The sequence below is a fragment of the Microbacterium sp. USTB-Y genome, assembly GCF_023703415.1.
In the GTDB taxonomy this organism is placed as follows: domain Bacteria; phylum Actinomycetota; class Actinomycetes; order Actinomycetales; family Microbacteriaceae; genus Microbacterium.
The window spans coordinates 1-15,608 of record NZ_JAGMTU010000013.1; the positions used below are offsets into that span (position 1 = coordinate 1).

Genomic DNA, 15,608 nt, shown 5'->3' on the forward strand with positions numbered 1-15,608 from the left:
GTCTTTCTGTGTGAGTTCTTGGTCGTTCTCACTGACCATCGCACGATGGCTCACCCCGTCGCGGTCACGACGCCGCGGGCCCGAAAGACCACCACCCCGCGGGACTCCAGGATCGCCTCAGCAGGCCGCACAGGCCCGCTTACGCCCGCATCCATCGTTTGGATGCCCCGCCACGACTCCCCTACCAGCCCTCGCGACACGCGCACTCCACCATCGCCAGCGCGGCGCCACACACGCGCTACCCCGCCGCGATGCTCTGCGCTGTACCCACGCAGCAACGTCGCGATAGCCTCCCGCCACTCCCCCGCCAGATCACCGCATCACTCGCGCGATACGCTGAGCAACCCCCGCGCCACACCCGCGCTAGTCATCCGCAATAACACTCGCAATACTCGCGCTAGCTCATCGCCCTACCCGCGCATGATGTTGCGCTCTAACATGCGCACTACTAGCGCGAGTCGGTCGCCTGTACTGCTCTTTGATTGCGCATTGCTTGTGCCTGTACGTCGCGACTTTGGCGCGTTACATGTCGCAGATAGAGCGCAAGTACACGCGCACTGCATGCGCCGTCATTGCTCCAATACAGCGCGTCTAGTGCACGGCGCTAGCGCGGTTGCATCGCAACCTCTAGCGCATGCGCCGCGCACGACACGCGCGATTGTTGTTGCATATAGGCGTGAATGTGACGCTATACTGACGCCCATGAACCCGCCACAGTTGCCCCATACCCGCGCCACACATCCGCACATCGCGCGCTCGACTGGCGCGACCGCTGTCAACACCCTCGTCCGTGGAGGCCGATCGTGAGAATCATCGGCGTCTGCAACCAGAAGGGCGGGGTGGGCAAGACCACCACCGTCATGAACCTCGCGGCCGCGCTGTCCCGCGCCAACAATGTGCTCGTGGTCGACGTCGACCCGCAGCAGTCCGCAGCACGCTGGGCCGAGCGAGCGGGGGATGACCTTCCGTTCGACTTCGCAGCCGACGTCGATCCCAACAACATCATGGGATTGCGTGACCTCGACGGCTACGACATCGTCCTCGTCGACACGCCTGGCAGCCATGAGAACACCGGCGTCCTCACCGCAGTCCTGCAGGTCGCCGACTTCATCGTCCTGCCGCTGGAAGCCGCCACCATGGCGATCGAATCGGTCGCGGACACCTTGGTCGAGCACATCATCCCGACCGGGGTGCCCTACCGACTCCTGCTGAACAAGATCGACACCCGCCGCGGCGGTCGGCGACTCGAGGACTGGGAAGAGCAGCTCGACACCGTCGAGTTCATCGAGGGGCAGATCGGACTCCCGCGTTTCCAGCGTCACATTCGTCTGTCCGCGAGCGTCGAGGACGCTCCCTTCGACGGCAAGGTCGTCACGCAGTACACCGATTCCCGCAAGAACCAAGCAGCGATCTCCGACTACACCAGTGTCGCGTTGGAGCTCACGTCGCTGTGGGCCAACCAGATGAAGGAGGCCTGACATGGCTCGTCAGGATCTCGGAAAACTCACCCGCCGCACCGCGCCGACGCCGGCTCCCGCAGAACCCGTGGAGCCCCCCGTCGACCAGGCTCCGCCCCCGGAGCCCGCCCCTGCAGCGGCGGTCGAACCCGCGGCCGCTCCTGCGAAGAAGCAGGCGCCGCGCAAGCAGCCGACTCGCACGACCCGCACGGAGGACGAAGACGGGGGAGAGAGGGAGGAGCGGGAGACCGCGACCAAGGGCGTCCCCGTCCACCTTCCGGTCCCACTGAACGACCGCCTGCAGGCGTACATGGCCAAGACGCGCAAGAGCCACCAGACGGTCCTCCTGGACGCCGTCTCGGCTACCTATAAGCGTCTTCCTGAACTGATCCGCCAAGCCACCGCCGGCGGAGAAGAGACTGACGAGGACTGGACGGATCTGTTCAACAGGCAGAAGCGTCCCGCCCCCGTCTCCGACGCGGGGCCCCGCGTCAAGCACACCGTGCGCGTTGCCCCGTCGTACCGCGCGATCCTCGATCGCGTCACCGCTGAACTCGATGCTCCCTCCCGGAACTTCGTCATCATCACCGCCTACGAGGCATTCCTTCCGCCTCTCGACTAGACGGTGCGGTGTCCAGCTACAGCAGAAGACCAGCTGTCGCTACAGCGGTATATGAGACACTCACCGAACTGCTTAGACACCTACCCCACATCCGCCCCACGATGAAGGATTGACCTCCAATGACCACCACCACTGACCGCAAGAGCAAGCGCACGAAAGAGACCACCGAGCCGGGCGAGCAGAAGCAAGGACTCACTCCTGCAGTCCTGCAGCCGACGAAGTCTCGCCGGCGCCCCGCGATCATCGCCCTCGGCATCGCGCTTGTCCTCCTCGGCGGAATCGGCGTGTGGTGGGTCACCACGAACCTCACCCGCACCGTCAGCGTCATGGCGACCAGCGTCGACGTCTCGCGCGGGGAGACGATCACCACGGACGACCTCACGACCATCCAGCTCGCCGGCGGGCAGCAGGTCGACGCGGTCTCCGCCGCGGATGCCGCCGACCTCGTCGGAACCACCGCGCTGGTCGACCTGCCCGCCGGCACCCTCATCACGTCGGCCAACACCGGCGACACCCTCGCGGTGCCGGCCGGCTCCTCGATCGTGGGCGTCACGCTCACCCAGGCACAGATGCCCGGCTACCAGCTCGCAGCAGGCGACAAGGTCCGTGTCGTCGAGACCCCCGTCACTCAGGGCGACCCGCCCGTCGAGACCCCCAAGAGCTTCAACGCCACGGTGTTCACCGCCACCTACGACACTGAGACCCAGGTGTGGGTTGTCGACCTGGTCGTGCCGAACCGTGAAGCACCCGACATCGCCGCTCGTGCCGCCACCGGCCGCGTCGCGCTGGTCATCGACTCGACGGGGGAGTGACCCCGCATGGCGATCATCTTCCTTGCCAGCGCGTCCGGCGCTCCCGGCGTGACCACCGCCGCCGGCGCCCTGGCCCTCAACTGGTCCAAGCCCGTGATCCTCGTCGAGGCCGACACCACCAAGACCAGCAGCATCATCCCCGGACTCATCCGCGGGCAGGTCTACCACAGCACCGGACTGACCGAAGCGGCCGTCGCCGACCAGTACGGCGCTCTGACCCCTGACAAGCTCTGGGAACAGACCGTCGAGCTCAGCCCCCGCTCAGTGCTCATCCCCGGCTTCAAGAGTCTGCAGGGCGCCGCCGGCGCGGGCCCCCACTTCTGGCGGGCACTGCTCGACGCGCTGCGCCCCTACGAGTCCGCCGGGTACGACATCCTCGTCGACGGCGGGCGCCTCCACGTCAACGACCCTCGACTCCCGCTGCTGCGCGAGGCGGACAGCATCACCCTGTTCACCGATCGCACGCTGCCCTCCGTGGCAGCCGTGCTCGCACACTGGCGCTCCCTCGACGAGAACCGCAACACCGTCCCCGAGTGGCTGCTGAACACGCTCAACGAGATCGGGCACGCCAGCTACGTCGATCTCCTCGTCACCGAACGCCCCACCACGCAGGAGACCTGGCCTCTCAAGACCGTCACCAAGCAGATCGGCATGAACCTGCTGGGCACCATCCCCTGGGATCCGAAGGGCGCCGCCATCTACTCGGTCGGCGCACCCACCCTCGGCGCCCAGCGCACCCCCTACGCGCGGGCCATCGGCGCGCTGCTGCTCAGCTACAGCGATGTCCTCAACACCCGCACTTACACGACCACCGACTGGGAGGGACAGCAGTGAGCGACCCCACGCCCGACCCCGCAGACCTGGGAAACATCCCGTTCTTCACCGCGCCGGCACCGGCCACCCCGCAGGCGCCGACGACCGCACCGGCCGACACGGGCCTGCGCAACCTGGGCCACGCCGCCGCGCACCTGACCCGCGCGGCACAGCGGAACGCCCCGGCCGAGGCAGTCCCCACGGCACCCGCAGCTCCGATCGTGCCGGCACCGCCCACCATCCCCGAGCGGCCGGCACCCGAGGTCACCCCGCCAACCACCCTCGACGCCCGCAGCGATCTGCCCTGGGCCGACATCGCCGCCATTCGCGACGAGGTCTCCCGTGAGCTCGCCGCAGTGTTCAGCGAGTCCATGGACATCACCGCCGAGCAGCGCGAACAGACAGCGCAGGACCACATCGTTGACCGGGTCCGAGCTCGCGTCGACGACCAGACCCGCCGCCCCGGCGAGGGGCGCTGGCCGGCCCCGATGCAGACCGCCATCCGGCAGGCCGTCTTCGACCAGCTGTTCCGCCTGGGTCGGCTGCAGCCGCTCGTCGACGAGCCCGACGTTGAGAACATCCACATCAACGGGTTCGACGACGTCTGGATCTCCTACGCGGACGGCCGCGTGGTCAAGTACCAGTACCCGATCGCCGAGAACGACCGTGAGCTCGAGCGAGAGATCAACCTGCTCGCCGCCCGCTCGGGGGAGGGCGGCCGATCGTTCACGAGCGCCCGGCCGCGACTGCACATGGACCTGCCCGGCGGGGCGCGTCTGGCAGCGATCGCCGAACCCGTCGCCACCCGACCGACGATCGTCATCCGTATCCACCGCCTCGTCGACGTCACCCTCGACCAGCTCGTGGAGCGCGGCACCATCACCCGCCAGGCGGCAGCCTTCCTCCGCGCGGCCGTCATCGCCGGGGTCTCCGTCGTCACCAGCGGCTTCCCCGGCGCAGGCAAGACCACACTGCTGCGCGCACTCGCCGACTGCATCCCGGCCGAAGAGAAGATCGTCACGATCGAGATGGAGCGTGAGCTCTACCTTCACAAGATCAACGACCGCCACCCGCGAGTGGTCTCACTCGAGGCGAAGCCGGGGGAGGGGGAGCGTGGCGCCGATGGTCGGCTGCCCGGTGAGATCACCCCCGAAGACCTGGTCTACGACACCCTCCGACTGGACACCCAGCGCTTCATCGTCGGCGAGGTCCGTGGCCCTGAGATCTACGCCATGATGCAGGCCATGCAGTCCGGTGTCGGGTCGCTGTCCACCCTGCACGCCGCCAGCGCAGACGACTCGATCGACCGCATGTCGGCGCTGATGCTGTCCCGCGGCAACAACACGACCCCCGTGTACGCCTACCGGATGATCGAGCAGAACATCAAGATCGTGGTGCAGATCTCGAAGATCATCGACCCCGCGACCGGCAAGCCCCGCCGCGTCGTCACCGAGATCGCCGAGATCCTGCCCGGCGAGGAGCAGAACAACTCCCGCCCCGTGGCCTCTCAGGTGTTCCGCTTCGACCGATCCAGCGGCAGCCTCATCACCGCTGACATGCCATCGCCGCGGCTCCTCGAGGAGCTCAAGTTCTACGGCTTCGACCCCGCGAACCTGGGAGTGTGAGATGACTACCGCAACCCTCGCCCTGTGCATCATCGTCGCGGTCGCCGGCGCGATCCTGGTCATCCTCGGCGCCGCCCACAAGCCCAGCACCAGCGGACTTCCCACGCGCAGCGCGCTTCGCGGGAAGGCGACACGCGACTTCACCCGCACGCAGCAGATCCAGCTCGTCGGCGGCGCCGCGGTCGGTCTGGTGTTCGCGCTGATCACCGGATGGTGGCTGCTCGTGATCGCCGTGCCCGTCGCCGCTGTCGGCCTGCCATGGCTGCTGCAGAAGGGCCCCGAGGAGAACACGATCGCCAAGCTCGACGCCCTCGAGTCCTGGACCCGCAGCCTCGCCGGCCTCACCGTCTCCGGCGCCGGCCTCGAACGCACCATCGCCGCATCGCTGAGCAGCTGCCCCGAAGCGATCCGCCCGCAGGTCACGCAGCTCGTCGCGCGCATCAACGCCCGGTGGACCACCACCGCGGCGCTGCAGGCGTTTGCCGACGACCTCAACGATGAGACCGCGGACGTGCTCGTGATGCACCTTCTCCGCAAGGCCGAGCTCCGCGGATCCGGCCTCGCCGCCTCGCTCGAGGATCTCGCCAAGAGCATCTTCGAGCGGGTCAAGATGCGCCGCCAGATCGAAGCCGACCGCGCCACCCCGCGCAACGAGGCACGGTTCGTCGTCTACTTCACCGTCGCGCTGCTCGTACTCCTGGTCCTCGCCCAGCAGTACTCCGCCCCCTACGGCACCCCGATCGGTCAACTCCTGTTCGCCGCATATCTCGTCAGCTACGCCCTCGTATTGCTGTGGATGCGACGCATCAGCCGCGGCGTGCCGGCACCCCGTCTGCTCGTTGCCACCGAGAAAGCTGGTGAGAAGTGAACCTCGCACTGATCGTCCTCCCTGGCCTCGTCCTGGGGCTCGGCTTCGCGCTGGTCATCGCCGCACTGGTGCCCACCCAGCCCAGCCTCTCCGCAGCGCTCGATCGGATCGGCACCACCACCGTCGCCGCCGACCCCGCCTACGCCGCCACCCTCGAGAACCGGGTGGGCTCAGCCGTCCTCCGTCGCGTCGGCGACAGCCCCTCTCTCAAGATCCCCACCCGCGATCTGCGCCTGATCGGCATGAGCGTTAACCGGTTCCTGTACCAGAAGGTGCTCTCCGCCGGCCTCGGCCTCATCGCCCCCATCGCGATCGGACTGATCTTCCAAGTCCTCGGCCTGACCGCGTTCTACATCCCCGCGCTGTTCGGCATCCCCCTCGCCATCGGCGGCTGGTACCTGCCCAACCTGCTCGTCCGCGACCAGGCCGAAGCCGCCCGCAAGGAGTTCTCCCGCTCGGTCGCCGTCTACATGGAGCTCGTCGGATCCGAACGCATCAGCGGCGCCCCTCCCGGCAAAGCCCTCGAGTCCGCCGCCCAGGTCGGACGCAACTGGGCATTCGTCCGAATCCGCCAAACCCTCACCGAAGCCCGCTACGCCGGCACCGCACCCTGGGACGCGCTCGAGCAGCTCTCCCTCGAGATCAACGTCCCCGACCTGGGTGAAATCGCCAAGGTGATCAGGCTCTCGGGGGAGCAAGGAGCGTCGGTATATGAGACACTCAGGGCACGGGGGCAGAACCTCCGGGACCGACTTCTGAATGATGAAGTGACGGAGGCGAACAAAGCGACCAACAAGATGACCATCCCGATGACCCTCACCGGCGTCCTCTTCATGCTTCTGCTCGGAACTCCCTTCGTGCTCAACGCATTCTTCTGAGACGTTGGAAGTCGATTGTCCGCGAAGGCCCCAAACCGAGGCCTATACCTAATAGACCAAGCACCACCCACCCAGAGAGAGAAAGGAACCAGGATCCTATGTCGACCCTGAGCCGAGAGTTCCTGTCCCGCATGCGCGGGCGGGCAGCTCGCTTCACCGAAGAGCCCGAACGTGGCTCCATCACCCTCGAGCAGGTCATCTGGACCGCCGGCATCGCGCTCGCCGCCGTGGCCGTCGTGGCGATCATCGTCACCGCGATCAACGCCTACGCCGGCCAGATCCCCACCGGCTGAAAGAGCCACCCGCAGATGGTCCGCACCTCCAACACCGGTCACCGGCAGCGCCTCAGAGAAGCGCTCGCCGGTGATCGGGGTGCGGCCACGCTGCAGAACACGATCATCGCCCCGGTGCTGCTGCTCGTCCTCGCGGTCTTCCTGCACCTGGGCATCATCCTCCACGCCAACAACCTCGCCCACGCCGCCGCCACCAGCGCCTACAACGCCGCCCGCGCCTACAACGCCAGCGGCACAGACGGCTCCACCGCCGGCCTCGCAGTCCTCAACCAGTCCGGCTCACCGATCAGCGGCGCATCCGTCGCGGTCGACCGCGGCGCCAACACCGTGACCGTAACCGTCACCGGCACCGCCCCCTCCTTCGTCCCCGGACTGACCACCAACATCGACGTCACCGTGACCGGCCCCACCGAAAGGTGGGTGAACTGACCATGCGCGCCATCCGAACCCTCATCGCCAAGCTCCGCGACGAACGCGGCTCCGCCGGCCTCGAGATCGCCATCCTCGCCCCGGCGCTCGCCGCGGTGCTCGTGCTGCTCGCAGCTTCCGGACGTCTCGCGCTGGCCGGCAACGCCGTCGAGTCCGCAGCGTCGGCCGCGGCCCGCGAAGCATCGCTCGCGCGCACCACGGCCCAGGCGCAGGAAGCAGCCGAAGACATGGCGCGGATCTCGATGGAACAGTCCGGCGTCAACTGCACCACACTCTCCGTCAACATCGACGCCTCCGGCCTGAGCGCCCCGATCGGCACCACCGGCCGAGTCAGCGCGACCGTCTCCTGCACCGTCGCACTCAGCGACGCCGCCATGATCGGCCTGCCCGGCACCCGCGTCCTCACAGGCACCGCCGCCTCTCCCGTCGACGCCTACAGGGAGCGGCGATGAACACCATGGTCCAGAGGCTCCGAGCCAAGTTCCGCGACGACAAGGGCGTCGCGACGATCTACTTCGTCATCATGACCGTCGCGTTCCTCGCGATCGTCGGACTCGTCGTCGACGGCGCCGGCAAGGTGCAAGCCAACCAGCAGGCCTACACCACCGCCGCCAGCGCCGCCCGCGCCGCAGCGAACGCCGTCAGCGGCCAAGCGATCAGCGACGGCACCACCGCGATCGACAGCAGCCGAGCCGTCAGCGCCGCCAACGGCTACCTCGCCGCCGCCGGCGTCGGCGGAAGCGTCGCCGTCAGCGGCGACCGCATCACCGTCACCGTAGACACCGACTACTCGGCCACCTTCCTCCCCGTGCCGTTCCCCGTCCAAGCCACAGCCACCGCAGAGCTGATCACCCAATAGGAGCCCCCACCATGAGCATCAAGCGCCTCGCCGTCGCCGGCATCATCGCCGCCGCACTGACGCTGACCGCATGCACGGGCACCGGCAACCCGACCCCCACCGGCAGCCCCACCAACACCCCGACCCCCACGCCGACTGTCGCGCCTATCACCGGCGAAGCACCCGCCGACGAGGATGAGGCGATCACCAAGGCACAGCAGACGATCACGCTCCTCCTCGATGTGTGGGAGCAGGTCGACGCCACAGGTGGAAACAGCCCCGAGCTCTTCGACATCGTCGCCACCGGCCGCATGCTGAGCCGGGTTCAGGAAGACGCTTCACGGACCGCCAACGGGCCGATCCTGAACGAGGACGGAGAGAGCATCGAAGGCCAGGCCACCGTTGAAGGTCGCATCGAGTTCGAGCCGACCACGGCCTACGGCCAGGAATACGAGGGCATCGCCAATGGCCTCGTCATCGTCCCCGGTTGCCAGGATGCCTCCGGGCGCATCACCACGACAGCTGATGGCAAGCCTGCAATGCAGAACCCGACCCCGCGCAACGAAGTTGAGTTCCACGTCATCTACGACGCCGAGACCAAGACCTGGCTCGTCAACGATCGAATCGACTTGGGGACCACATGCTGAGACGAGGAATCGCAGCGCTCGCCGCCGTTATCGCCCTCATCGCGGCCTCTCTCGTCGCCGCCCTGCCCGCGCAGGGCGCCAACGGCGTCTACTGCGATGCGGACAACAGGTGCTACCTCACGATCTCGATGCCTTCGGATCCGGCGCCGAACCCGGACAGCAACGGGTGGACCCCTGGCGCACCGACCTGCTACTACGAGAACTCGCAGTCTGGCCTTCTGCAGCTGGGCTGGACGGATGATCAGATCCGCGTTTTCGATGGCGGCACCTACCAGCGCTTCTACGCGATCATCGACTGCGGTGGCTCGACCTCGTACTGGTCGAACACCCGGCAGTGCTACGTCTTCATGAAGGACGGCGTATGGCCGGCCCGCCCGCCGGGCTACTCGCAGGAGGCCGGCTACTACGGCTGCATCATGTTCAACCCGTCGCCGGGTGGATCGCCTGGTCTGGGCACGGAGAGCAACTTCTGGAGCGAGACGGTCCCGCCTGGGCTGCGTGTGCTCACTCCGGGTGCCGCGGCTCAGCAGCTCATCTCCACGTTCGCCCTGCGCGGCATCGACATCGGCATGGCTCCCGAGGTCAACCCCGAATGGGGTCACCGTCGCGGCTACGTCGGGGTTCCGATCTGGCTCTGGGTCAACAACCCCGAACCGCTGACCTGGGGCCCCTACACGGAGACCGCGACGCTGGGTGGGCAGACGATCACGGCGACAGCTCAGGCCACGTCCGTTCGCTGGCAAATGGGCGACGGTGCGTCGACGACCTGCGGCAACACTGGCACTCCGTACAACGTCGGCTACGGCATGACGACGTCGCCGACCTGCGGTTACCAGTACACGTCGACATCGAGCCGGAACCCCGGCGATCGCTTCACGGTCACGGCCACGACGAACTGGACCGTGACGTGGACCTCTCTCGCCGGCCCTGGCGGCACCGTCAACCTGACCACCAACAGCGCAGTCGACCTCGAGGTCAACGAGCTGCAGACCGTCATCGTCCCCTGACCCCCAAGGAGGCATCATGAACCGCATCGGAAAGGGCCTCGGGTCGCTGATACTGCTCGCCGTGCTCCTGGTCGGTATCCCCGCCGGGCTCGTGTTCTTCGCCGGCAACCCGCTGCCGTCGTGGGACGAGCTCGTGGCCGGGTTCACGATGCGCGACTACACCGGATCCTTCCTGATCGGGACGATCATGCCGATCGTCGCGTGGATCGCGTGGGCGACCTTCGCTGTCGGCTTCCTCGCCGAGCTGCCCGCGCAGCTGCGCGGTGTGCCGCGGCCTCGGATCCCCGGCCTCGGCGTCCAGCAGAAGGTCATGGGCGGTCTGCTCGCCGCAGTCATCGCGCTGTTCTCGCCTGCGGCCGCGTTCGCGTCAGAGGTACCCACGCAGCCTTCGGTGTCCATGAGCGCCTCCGTCGTCTCGGTCGCGACCACCGAGGCTGCGGCTGAGGAGGCCCCTGTCGTCGAGGCAGGCCCGCAGTACGTGGTGACGGGTACGGACACACTCGCCCGGATCGCGGAGAACACGCTGGGCGACCGCAGCCGCGCTGCGGAGATCTCCGCGCTCAACCTCGGCGTGCAGCAGGCCGATGGGGGAGCGCTGACCGCGTCGGGATGGCTGCAGGAGGGATGGGTGCTCACCCTGCCGGCAGACGCCGTCGTGCCGGCCGCAGCGGATGCCGCGGCCGCGCCTGCCAGTGCCGAAGCGGAGACGGTCACCGAGATCACCTACGAGCAGCGTGACATCGTCTCCGGCGACACCCTGTGGGACATCGCGGCCGAGGAACTCGGCGACGGTGCCCGCTACCCCGAGATCTTCGAGGCCTCGAAGGACATCGCTCAGCCTGGCGGCGGCACCATCACCGACCCGAACTGGATCTACCCCGGCCAGCAGGTCAACATCCCCGTGGCCACCGTCGTCCCCATCGCTCCGACCGACGACGCGGCGGGCACCACCGGCAGCACTGGCTCGATCGACACGGACGAGGGCGCTGCCGGCGCCGTCGACGTCGACGTCGACGAGGGTGCGGGTGCCGCGGGTGCTGGCGGCGGCGCTGACGAAGGCGCTGGCGCGTCGGGTGCGGATGCCGCGGCCGAGGACGAGGCCACGAGCGGTCTGGGGTTCACCACGGATGCCACCCAGGCGCCCGCCGACGAGGCGCCCGCCGACGAGGCTGCAGCTCCGGCCGCGGCCGTCGACGTCGACGAGGACGACACGAGCGGCATCGAGGACTACTTCCAGGTCGCCACCATCGGAGGCATCGGCGCCACACTCGCCGCCGGCCTCCTCACCCTCCTCGGGTGGCGGCGTCTCAAGCAGCGCCGCGACCGCAAGCCCCGCCAGCGGATCGCGATGCCCGACGAGACCGTGTCCTCCGTGGAGCTCGAGCTGCGCGCCGTGGAGAACCCGCTGGGTGCCGAGGCGGTCGACACAGCCCTGCGCCACCTGGCCGTGTGGGCGCAGGAAACCGGCAGCCGGCTCCCCGCGCTGTACGCCCTCCGCCTCGATGAGAGCTCGGTCGCCGTCTACCTCGACGAGCCGACCGACCTTCCGGCACCGTTCACCCAATACGACCCCGAAGACAAGCTCGCCTGGATGGTCGCGCTGACCGACCTCGAGCCTCTCGACACGGTCCCGTCCGCGCCGTACCCGGCGCTGGTCATGCTCGGCCACGACGACAACAACGGGCACATCTTCGTCGACCTCGAGCGGATCGGTGCGCTCAACGTCACCGGCGCCACCGGAGAGCTGCGCCAGGGCGTGCTCACCGCCATCGCGATCGAGCTCGCCGCGAACACCTGGTCTGAGGACGTCCAGGTCACCCTCGTCGGCGTCGGCGATCGCCTCCCGCTCGCGCTCGGCAGCGGCCGCGTGCGTCACGTCGAGGACACCGACACTCTGCTGCGCAACCTGCACGGACAGGCCGCGGCGGTCGAGGCTGCTCTCGATGAGCTCGGCGTCGACGGGCTCGAGCAGGCACGCACTACCGGAGCGGATGCGGAGGCCTGGGCGCCGGAGATCATCATCCTCGGCGACAACCCGGACGAAGCCACCCGTGAAGCCATCAGCGAGCTGGTCACCCGGATCCCGCGTGTGGGCATCGCAGCTGTCAGCGCCGGCCACCTGACAGGCAGCTGGAACCTGGCACTCACCGAGGACCGCCGAGCCCAGCTCGAGATCCCCGGCACCGGCGTCGCCATCCCGATCACCCCGCAGCTGGTCGGCGCGCGCGAGTACAACGAGATCCTCGCGCTGTTTGACGTCGCCACAGAGGGCGCCGCTACCGGCGTCGCGCTCGACGACGAACTCGAGCTCGACGAGATCCCCGCCGCCGCAGTCGAAGCCGACGAGGTCGAAGCCGAGCAGCTCCCGCTCGTCGACGAGCCCGACGTCGAAATCTCCGAGCCCATCGCCGACGAGACGGAGGCGGAGATCTCCGAGGCGGACGAGGCAGCACCCTCCGCCGTCGACGAGGAGCCGGCGGAGACCGTCACGGTCAACCTGGTCGACGAGGAGGCCGCGGCCGAGCACGACGAGCCGCTCGCGGCGATCACACCGCTGCACCGTGGGCCGTACCTGCAGCTGCTCGGACCCGTCGAGGTTCGCGGCGCGCGCGGAGAGGCGCCGGTGAACCCGAACACCGCCGCGCAGTGGCGATCAGCAATCCGCAAGGGGACCGAGCTGGTCGCGTTCTTGTCGGTGAACCCGAACGCCACCGCCGAGCAGGTACACGCCGTGTTCTGGCCCGGCCAGATCGCCTCGGGCAAGAAGGCAAACGACGACCGCAACGGGCTGACCTCCAAGACCCGCCGCTGGCTCGGACAGAACGATGACGGCGAGCTCTATGTGCCGCTCGTGACGACGGGGGAGTACCGGCTGCACGAGGACGTCCGCTCCGACTGGCAGGACTTCCTCGGTCTCATCGGTGACGAGATCTCCGACACCCCCACCGACCGGCTGCTCGCTGCGCTCGAGCTCGTCAAGGGACAGCCCATCAGCGGCGTCCCCGACAAGCGCTACGTGTTCGCCGACCGGCTGCGCAACGAGATGATCGCGACCATCGGCGACGTCGCCCATGAGGTAGCCACCCGCAGCCTGTCCACCGGCAAGGTCCGCCACGCACGCCTCGCCTCCGCGATCGGCCGGATGGTCGACCCCGTCAACGAGGTCTTCTGGCGCGACGGGCTGCGCGCCGAGCACCAGGCCGGCGACCACGCCGGCGTCGAGCGGCTGATCACCCAGCTCGAGCAGAGCCTTGCCGCCGTCGACGAGGACTACGAGCCCGAACCCGAGACGCAGAAGCTCATCACGCAGCTGCGCCAGCGGCACGCGATGGCCAGCTGATCATGACCACGACCCGCGAGGCTCCCCAGAGCGTGCGTGCGCGACGATACCCGGCGTTGCGGTACCCGCTCGCAGCTCTGGGGGGCTTCGCGCTCTCAGCGGCCCTCACAGCGCCTCTGAGCCCCGATCTGCGTCTCACGGTGGGCGGTTGGGCCATGATCGCCGTCTACGCCGCCTACGGAGCGTTCCTGACGCGCACAGACCTGCAGGAGCGTCGCCTGCCTGACACGCTCACCCTCACCCTCGCCGCGATCCTCACCGGCGCCGTCCTAGCCCTCGCTCTCACCGCCGGCGCCGGCACCGAAGCGATCGCCGCGATCAGCGGCGCGATCGGGCTCGCCATTCTGCTGGCCGCGATCGGACTGGCCGGGCAGGTCGGATTCGGGGACGTCAAGCTCGCCCTCAGCGTCGGACTGCTCACCGGCTGGCACACCTGGTACCTCCCGTTCGTGGCGATCGCGCTCGCGTACGTCCTCGCGTTCCCGCACGCGATCACCGCGGCGATCCTCAAGAGCCGCGGACGCGACACCCACGACCTCCCCTTCGGGCCATATCTGCTCGCTGCCGGCGCGGTCGTCGCGATCGCCGCGATCGTTCCCTCGTGATCTGTCTGGACAGATGCACCGCGACCGCAGAGGCCGCCTCAAGCCCACACTCATGAACCCGAAAGGGCAGCTTGTGAAAACACGGACCCGCACCTGGCGCCTCACACTGTCTGCGGTGGCCGCGGCACTCATAACCGTCAGCTCTCTCCTCGTTGCAACACCGGCGCAAGCTGCAGGCTCGTTCTCTCTGAACAATGGCCATTTCTTCGTCGCTCCGCCGGTCGTCTACCCAGGGCTGATCGCACCCGTCAGCGCGGGCCTGGGTAACAACTCGAACGCCAGCGCAGCCACCGTCACCATCACCTTCGGCATAGTGTGCAACTCCCCGGGTCGGCCAGTGGCGGAAAGCTCAGCGCAGACCATCGTCATCCCGCCGGATCCATCGCGCCCTGCGGGAGGAAGCCAGCTAACTCGGGTAGCAGCTACGGTCGCCGTCCCCACCGCCTGCACCAAACCGACCGGGCCAATTCCGCTCTCGCAGGACGGCTACTTCTGGGTCAAGATGACCCAGGCCGGGATGCCGGACCAAATGAAGATGGTTCCGATCTGGGTCGGCAAGCCGTTCACCGCAGCCAACTTCCGCGAGAACCTAGTCACCCTCACCAAGCAGAACGATCCCGACTATCAGGCCCACCATCAGCTGCCGCAGATGTATCGCGCCACGTTCGAGCAAGCAGGCCTCGCGATCGACGATCCGCGATACGGGCTCTGGTGGTGCTCGAAGGCAGGGGTTCCCACCAACCACTCGAGCCAAGCAGCGAACTACAACGCGAAATGGGAGCAGTTCTTCGCGACCACAGCGAGCCCGTCCCAAGACGAGATATTGGCCTACATGAAGTCACTCGTCGGCTTGTACGTCTACACATGCTGAACTCGGTCCTCATTCAGGCCCCTTCACGCCGGGGCTACGCCTGGGTCAACGTCAAGTCCTCGCCCCGCCTGAGCTCCGTCGATAGATCGGAGATGTTTCGCGCGCTCCAATGGGGACGGCTTGACGAGCTTCCGGTGGAACCCCGGTTCGCTCGCCAGAACAAGGGTCGGAAGTTCGGCGACCTCCTCTGGACGACTGGCCCCACGAAGATCGCCAGTGACCGATTCGTGGCCGTCCTCGAAGAATCGCGCGCCACGGGGTACTCGACGTTCCCGGTGGAGATCGAGAACCCGCCTGGCATCGTCCTGCCGCGGTATCACGGACTGGTGGTGTTCGGGCGCCCCGGTGATGATTGCTTCTCCATCATGCCGGCGGAACAGCATTGGAAGTTCGGCATAACCGGAGCCCTCCTGCGCGACCTGCGAACTGCGGGAGCCGACGACTTCGAGATCTTGGATGAATCCTCAGTCGCCGCGGCTCCCTTGCCCCGTTGACCTCCCCAG

At 67.9% G+C, this 15,608-nt stretch carries 17 protein-coding genes; all 17 read left to right on the top strand.

All coding sequences use genetic code 11. The features are described 5' to 3' along the window. Positions 1–803 precede the first annotated feature (803 nt). The 17 genes from J8G10_RS19075 (at position 804) to J8G10_RS19155 (ending at position 15,599) form a co-directional block, all read left to right on the top strand. Entirely contained in the window at positions 804–1,478 is a 675-nt protein-coding gene (locus J8G10_RS19075; protein ID WP_062635277.1) for a ParA family protein, read from the top strand. Position 1,479: 1 nt separating this feature from the next. Further along, positions 1,480–2,079 carry a hypothetical protein gene (locus J8G10_RS19080; protein ID WP_062635279.1) on the top strand — a complete coding sequence of 200 codons (600 nt, stop codon included), beginning with the start codon at positions 1,480–1,482 and terminating at the stop codon, positions 2,077–2,079. A 119-nt stretch (positions 2,080–2,198) separates the two neighbouring features. Then, complete coding sequence (locus J8G10_RS19085; RefSeq protein ID WP_062635282.1) at positions 2,199–2,891, top strand: SAF domain-containing protein; 693 nt, start codon at positions 2,199–2,201, stop codon at positions 2,889–2,891. A 6-nt stretch (positions 2,892–2,897) separates the two neighbouring features. Further along, positions 2,898–3,725, top strand: coding sequence for a hypothetical protein (locus J8G10_RS19090; protein ID WP_062635289.1), 828 nt, complete (start codon positions 2,898–2,900; stop codon positions 3,723–3,725). Further along, complete coding sequence (locus J8G10_RS19095) at positions 3,722–5,329, top strand: CpaF family protein (protein WP_062635291.1); 1,608 nt, start codon at positions 3,722–3,724, stop codon at positions 5,327–5,329. Before J8G10_RS19090 ends, J8G10_RS19095 begins: the two co-directional genes overlap by 4 nt. Position 5,330: 1 nt before the next feature. Beyond that, positions 5,331–6,197: a type II secretion system F family protein gene (locus tag J8G10_RS19100; protein ID WP_062635294.1), complete on the top strand. Its 867-nt coding sequence runs from the start codon at positions 5,331–5,333 to the stop codon at positions 6,195–6,197. After that, positions 6,194–7,075 (top strand): type II secretion system F family protein, encoded by an 882-nt coding sequence (locus tag J8G10_RS19615; protein ID WP_062635296.1) that lies wholly within the window; start codon positions 6,194–6,196, stop codon positions 7,073–7,075. Before J8G10_RS19100 ends, J8G10_RS19615 begins: the two co-directional genes overlap by 4 nt. 98 nt (positions 7,076–7,173) lie before the next feature. Next, positions 7,174–7,368, top strand: coding sequence for a hypothetical protein (locus tag J8G10_RS19110; protein ID WP_005052697.1), 195 nt, complete (start codon positions 7,174–7,176; stop codon positions 7,366–7,368). A gap of 15 nt (positions 7,369–7,383) precedes the next feature. After that, positions 7,384–7,797, top strand: coding sequence for a TadE/TadG family type IV pilus assembly protein (locus J8G10_RS19115; RefSeq protein ID WP_062635298.1), 414 nt, complete (start codon positions 7,384–7,386; stop codon positions 7,795–7,797). 2 nt (positions 7,798–7,799) lie between these two features. Then, positions 7,800–8,249, top strand: coding sequence for a hypothetical protein (locus J8G10_RS19120; protein WP_062635300.1), 450 nt, complete (start codon positions 7,800–7,802; stop codon positions 8,247–8,249). Continuing rightward, positions 8,246–8,656: a pilus assembly protein TadG-related protein gene (locus J8G10_RS19125; protein ID WP_062635302.1), complete on the top strand. Its 411-nt coding sequence runs from the start codon at positions 8,246–8,248 to the stop codon at positions 8,654–8,656. Before J8G10_RS19120 ends, J8G10_RS19125 begins: the two co-directional genes overlap by 4 nt. An 11-nt stretch (positions 8,657–8,667) precedes the next feature. Then, positions 8,668–9,282, top strand: a complete 615-nt coding sequence (locus J8G10_RS19130; RefSeq protein WP_062635304.1) for a hypothetical protein — start codon at positions 8,668–8,670, stop codon at positions 9,280–9,282. Beyond that, positions 9,276–10,289 (top strand): hypothetical protein, encoded by a 1,014-nt coding sequence (locus J8G10_RS19135; protein ID WP_062635306.1) that lies wholly within the window; start codon positions 9,276–9,278, stop codon positions 10,287–10,289. Before J8G10_RS19130 ends, J8G10_RS19135 begins: the two co-directional genes overlap by 7 nt. Positions 10,290–10,305: 16 nt before the next feature. Beyond that, entirely contained in the window at positions 10,306–13,629 is a 3,324-nt protein-coding gene (locus tag J8G10_RS19140; protein WP_251448570.1) for a LysM peptidoglycan-binding domain-containing protein, read from the top strand. A 2-nt stretch (positions 13,630–13,631) separates the two neighbouring features. Continuing rightward, positions 13,632–14,234 carry an A24 family peptidase gene (locus tag J8G10_RS19145; RefSeq protein ID WP_062635310.1) on the top strand — a complete coding sequence of 201 codons (603 nt, stop codon included), beginning with the start codon at positions 13,632–13,634 and terminating at the stop codon, positions 14,232–14,234. Between the two features lie 115 nt (positions 14,235–14,349). Beyond that, a complete protein-coding gene (locus tag J8G10_RS19150) occupies positions 14,350–15,105 on the top strand; it encodes a hypothetical protein (RefSeq protein WP_251448573.1) in 756 nt (251 codons plus the stop codon). Further along, complete coding sequence (locus J8G10_RS19155; protein WP_062635313.1) at positions 15,099–15,599, top strand: hypothetical protein; 501 nt, start codon at positions 15,099–15,101, stop codon at positions 15,597–15,599. The genes J8G10_RS19150 and J8G10_RS19155 overlap by 7 nt, the downstream gene beginning before the upstream one ends. The last annotated feature ends 9 nt before the right edge of the window (positions 15,600–15,608 follow it).

Excerpts from the sequence above, each read along its gene's own strand:
- J8G10_RS19140 (WP_251448570.1), top strand. The coding sequence starts at position 10,306 with ATGAACCGCATCGGAAAGGGCCTCGGGTCGCTGATACTGCTCGCCGTG.
- J8G10_RS19100 (WP_062635294.1), top strand. The coding sequence starts at position 5,331 with ATGACTACCGCAACCCTCGCCCTGTGCATCATCGTCGCGGTCGCCGGC.
- J8G10_RS19155 (WP_062635313.1), top strand. The coding sequence starts at position 15,099 with ATGCTGAACTCGGTCCTCATTCAGGCCCCTTCACGCCGGGGCTACGCC.
- J8G10_RS19080 (WP_062635279.1), top strand. The coding sequence starts at position 1,480 with ATGGCTCGTCAGGATCTCGGAAAACTCACCCGCCGCACCGCGCCGACG.
- J8G10_RS19090 (WP_062635289.1), top strand. The coding sequence starts at position 2,898 with ATGGCGATCATCTTCCTTGCCAGCGCGTCCGGCGCTCCCGGCGTGACC.
- J8G10_RS19115 (WP_062635298.1), top strand. The coding sequence starts at position 7,384 with ATGGTCCGCACCTCCAACACCGGTCACCGGCAGCGCCTCAGAGAAGCG.
- J8G10_RS19120 (WP_062635300.1), top strand. The coding sequence starts at position 7,800 with ATGCGCGCCATCCGAACCCTCATCGCCAAGCTCCGCGACGAACGCGGC.
- J8G10_RS19130 (WP_062635304.1), top strand. The coding sequence starts at position 8,668 with ATGAGCATCAAGCGCCTCGCCGTCGCCGGCATCATCGCCGCCGCACTG.
- J8G10_RS19110 (WP_005052697.1), top strand. The coding sequence starts at position 7,174 with ATGTCGACCCTGAGCCGAGAGTTCCTGTCCCGCATGCGCGGGCGGGCA.
- J8G10_RS19125 (WP_062635302.1), top strand. The coding sequence starts at position 8,246 with ATGAACACCATGGTCCAGAGGCTCCGAGCCAAGTTCCGCGACGACAAG.
- J8G10_RS19135 (WP_062635306.1), top strand. The coding sequence starts at position 9,276 with ATGCTGAGACGAGGAATCGCAGCGCTCGCCGCCGTTATCGCCCTCATC.
- J8G10_RS19085 (WP_062635282.1), top strand. The coding sequence starts at position 2,199 with ATGACCACCACCACTGACCGCAAGAGCAAGCGCACGAAAGAGACCACC.
- J8G10_RS19145 (WP_062635310.1), top strand. The coding sequence starts at position 13,632 with ATGACCACGACCCGCGAGGCTCCCCAGAGCGTGCGTGCGCGACGATAC.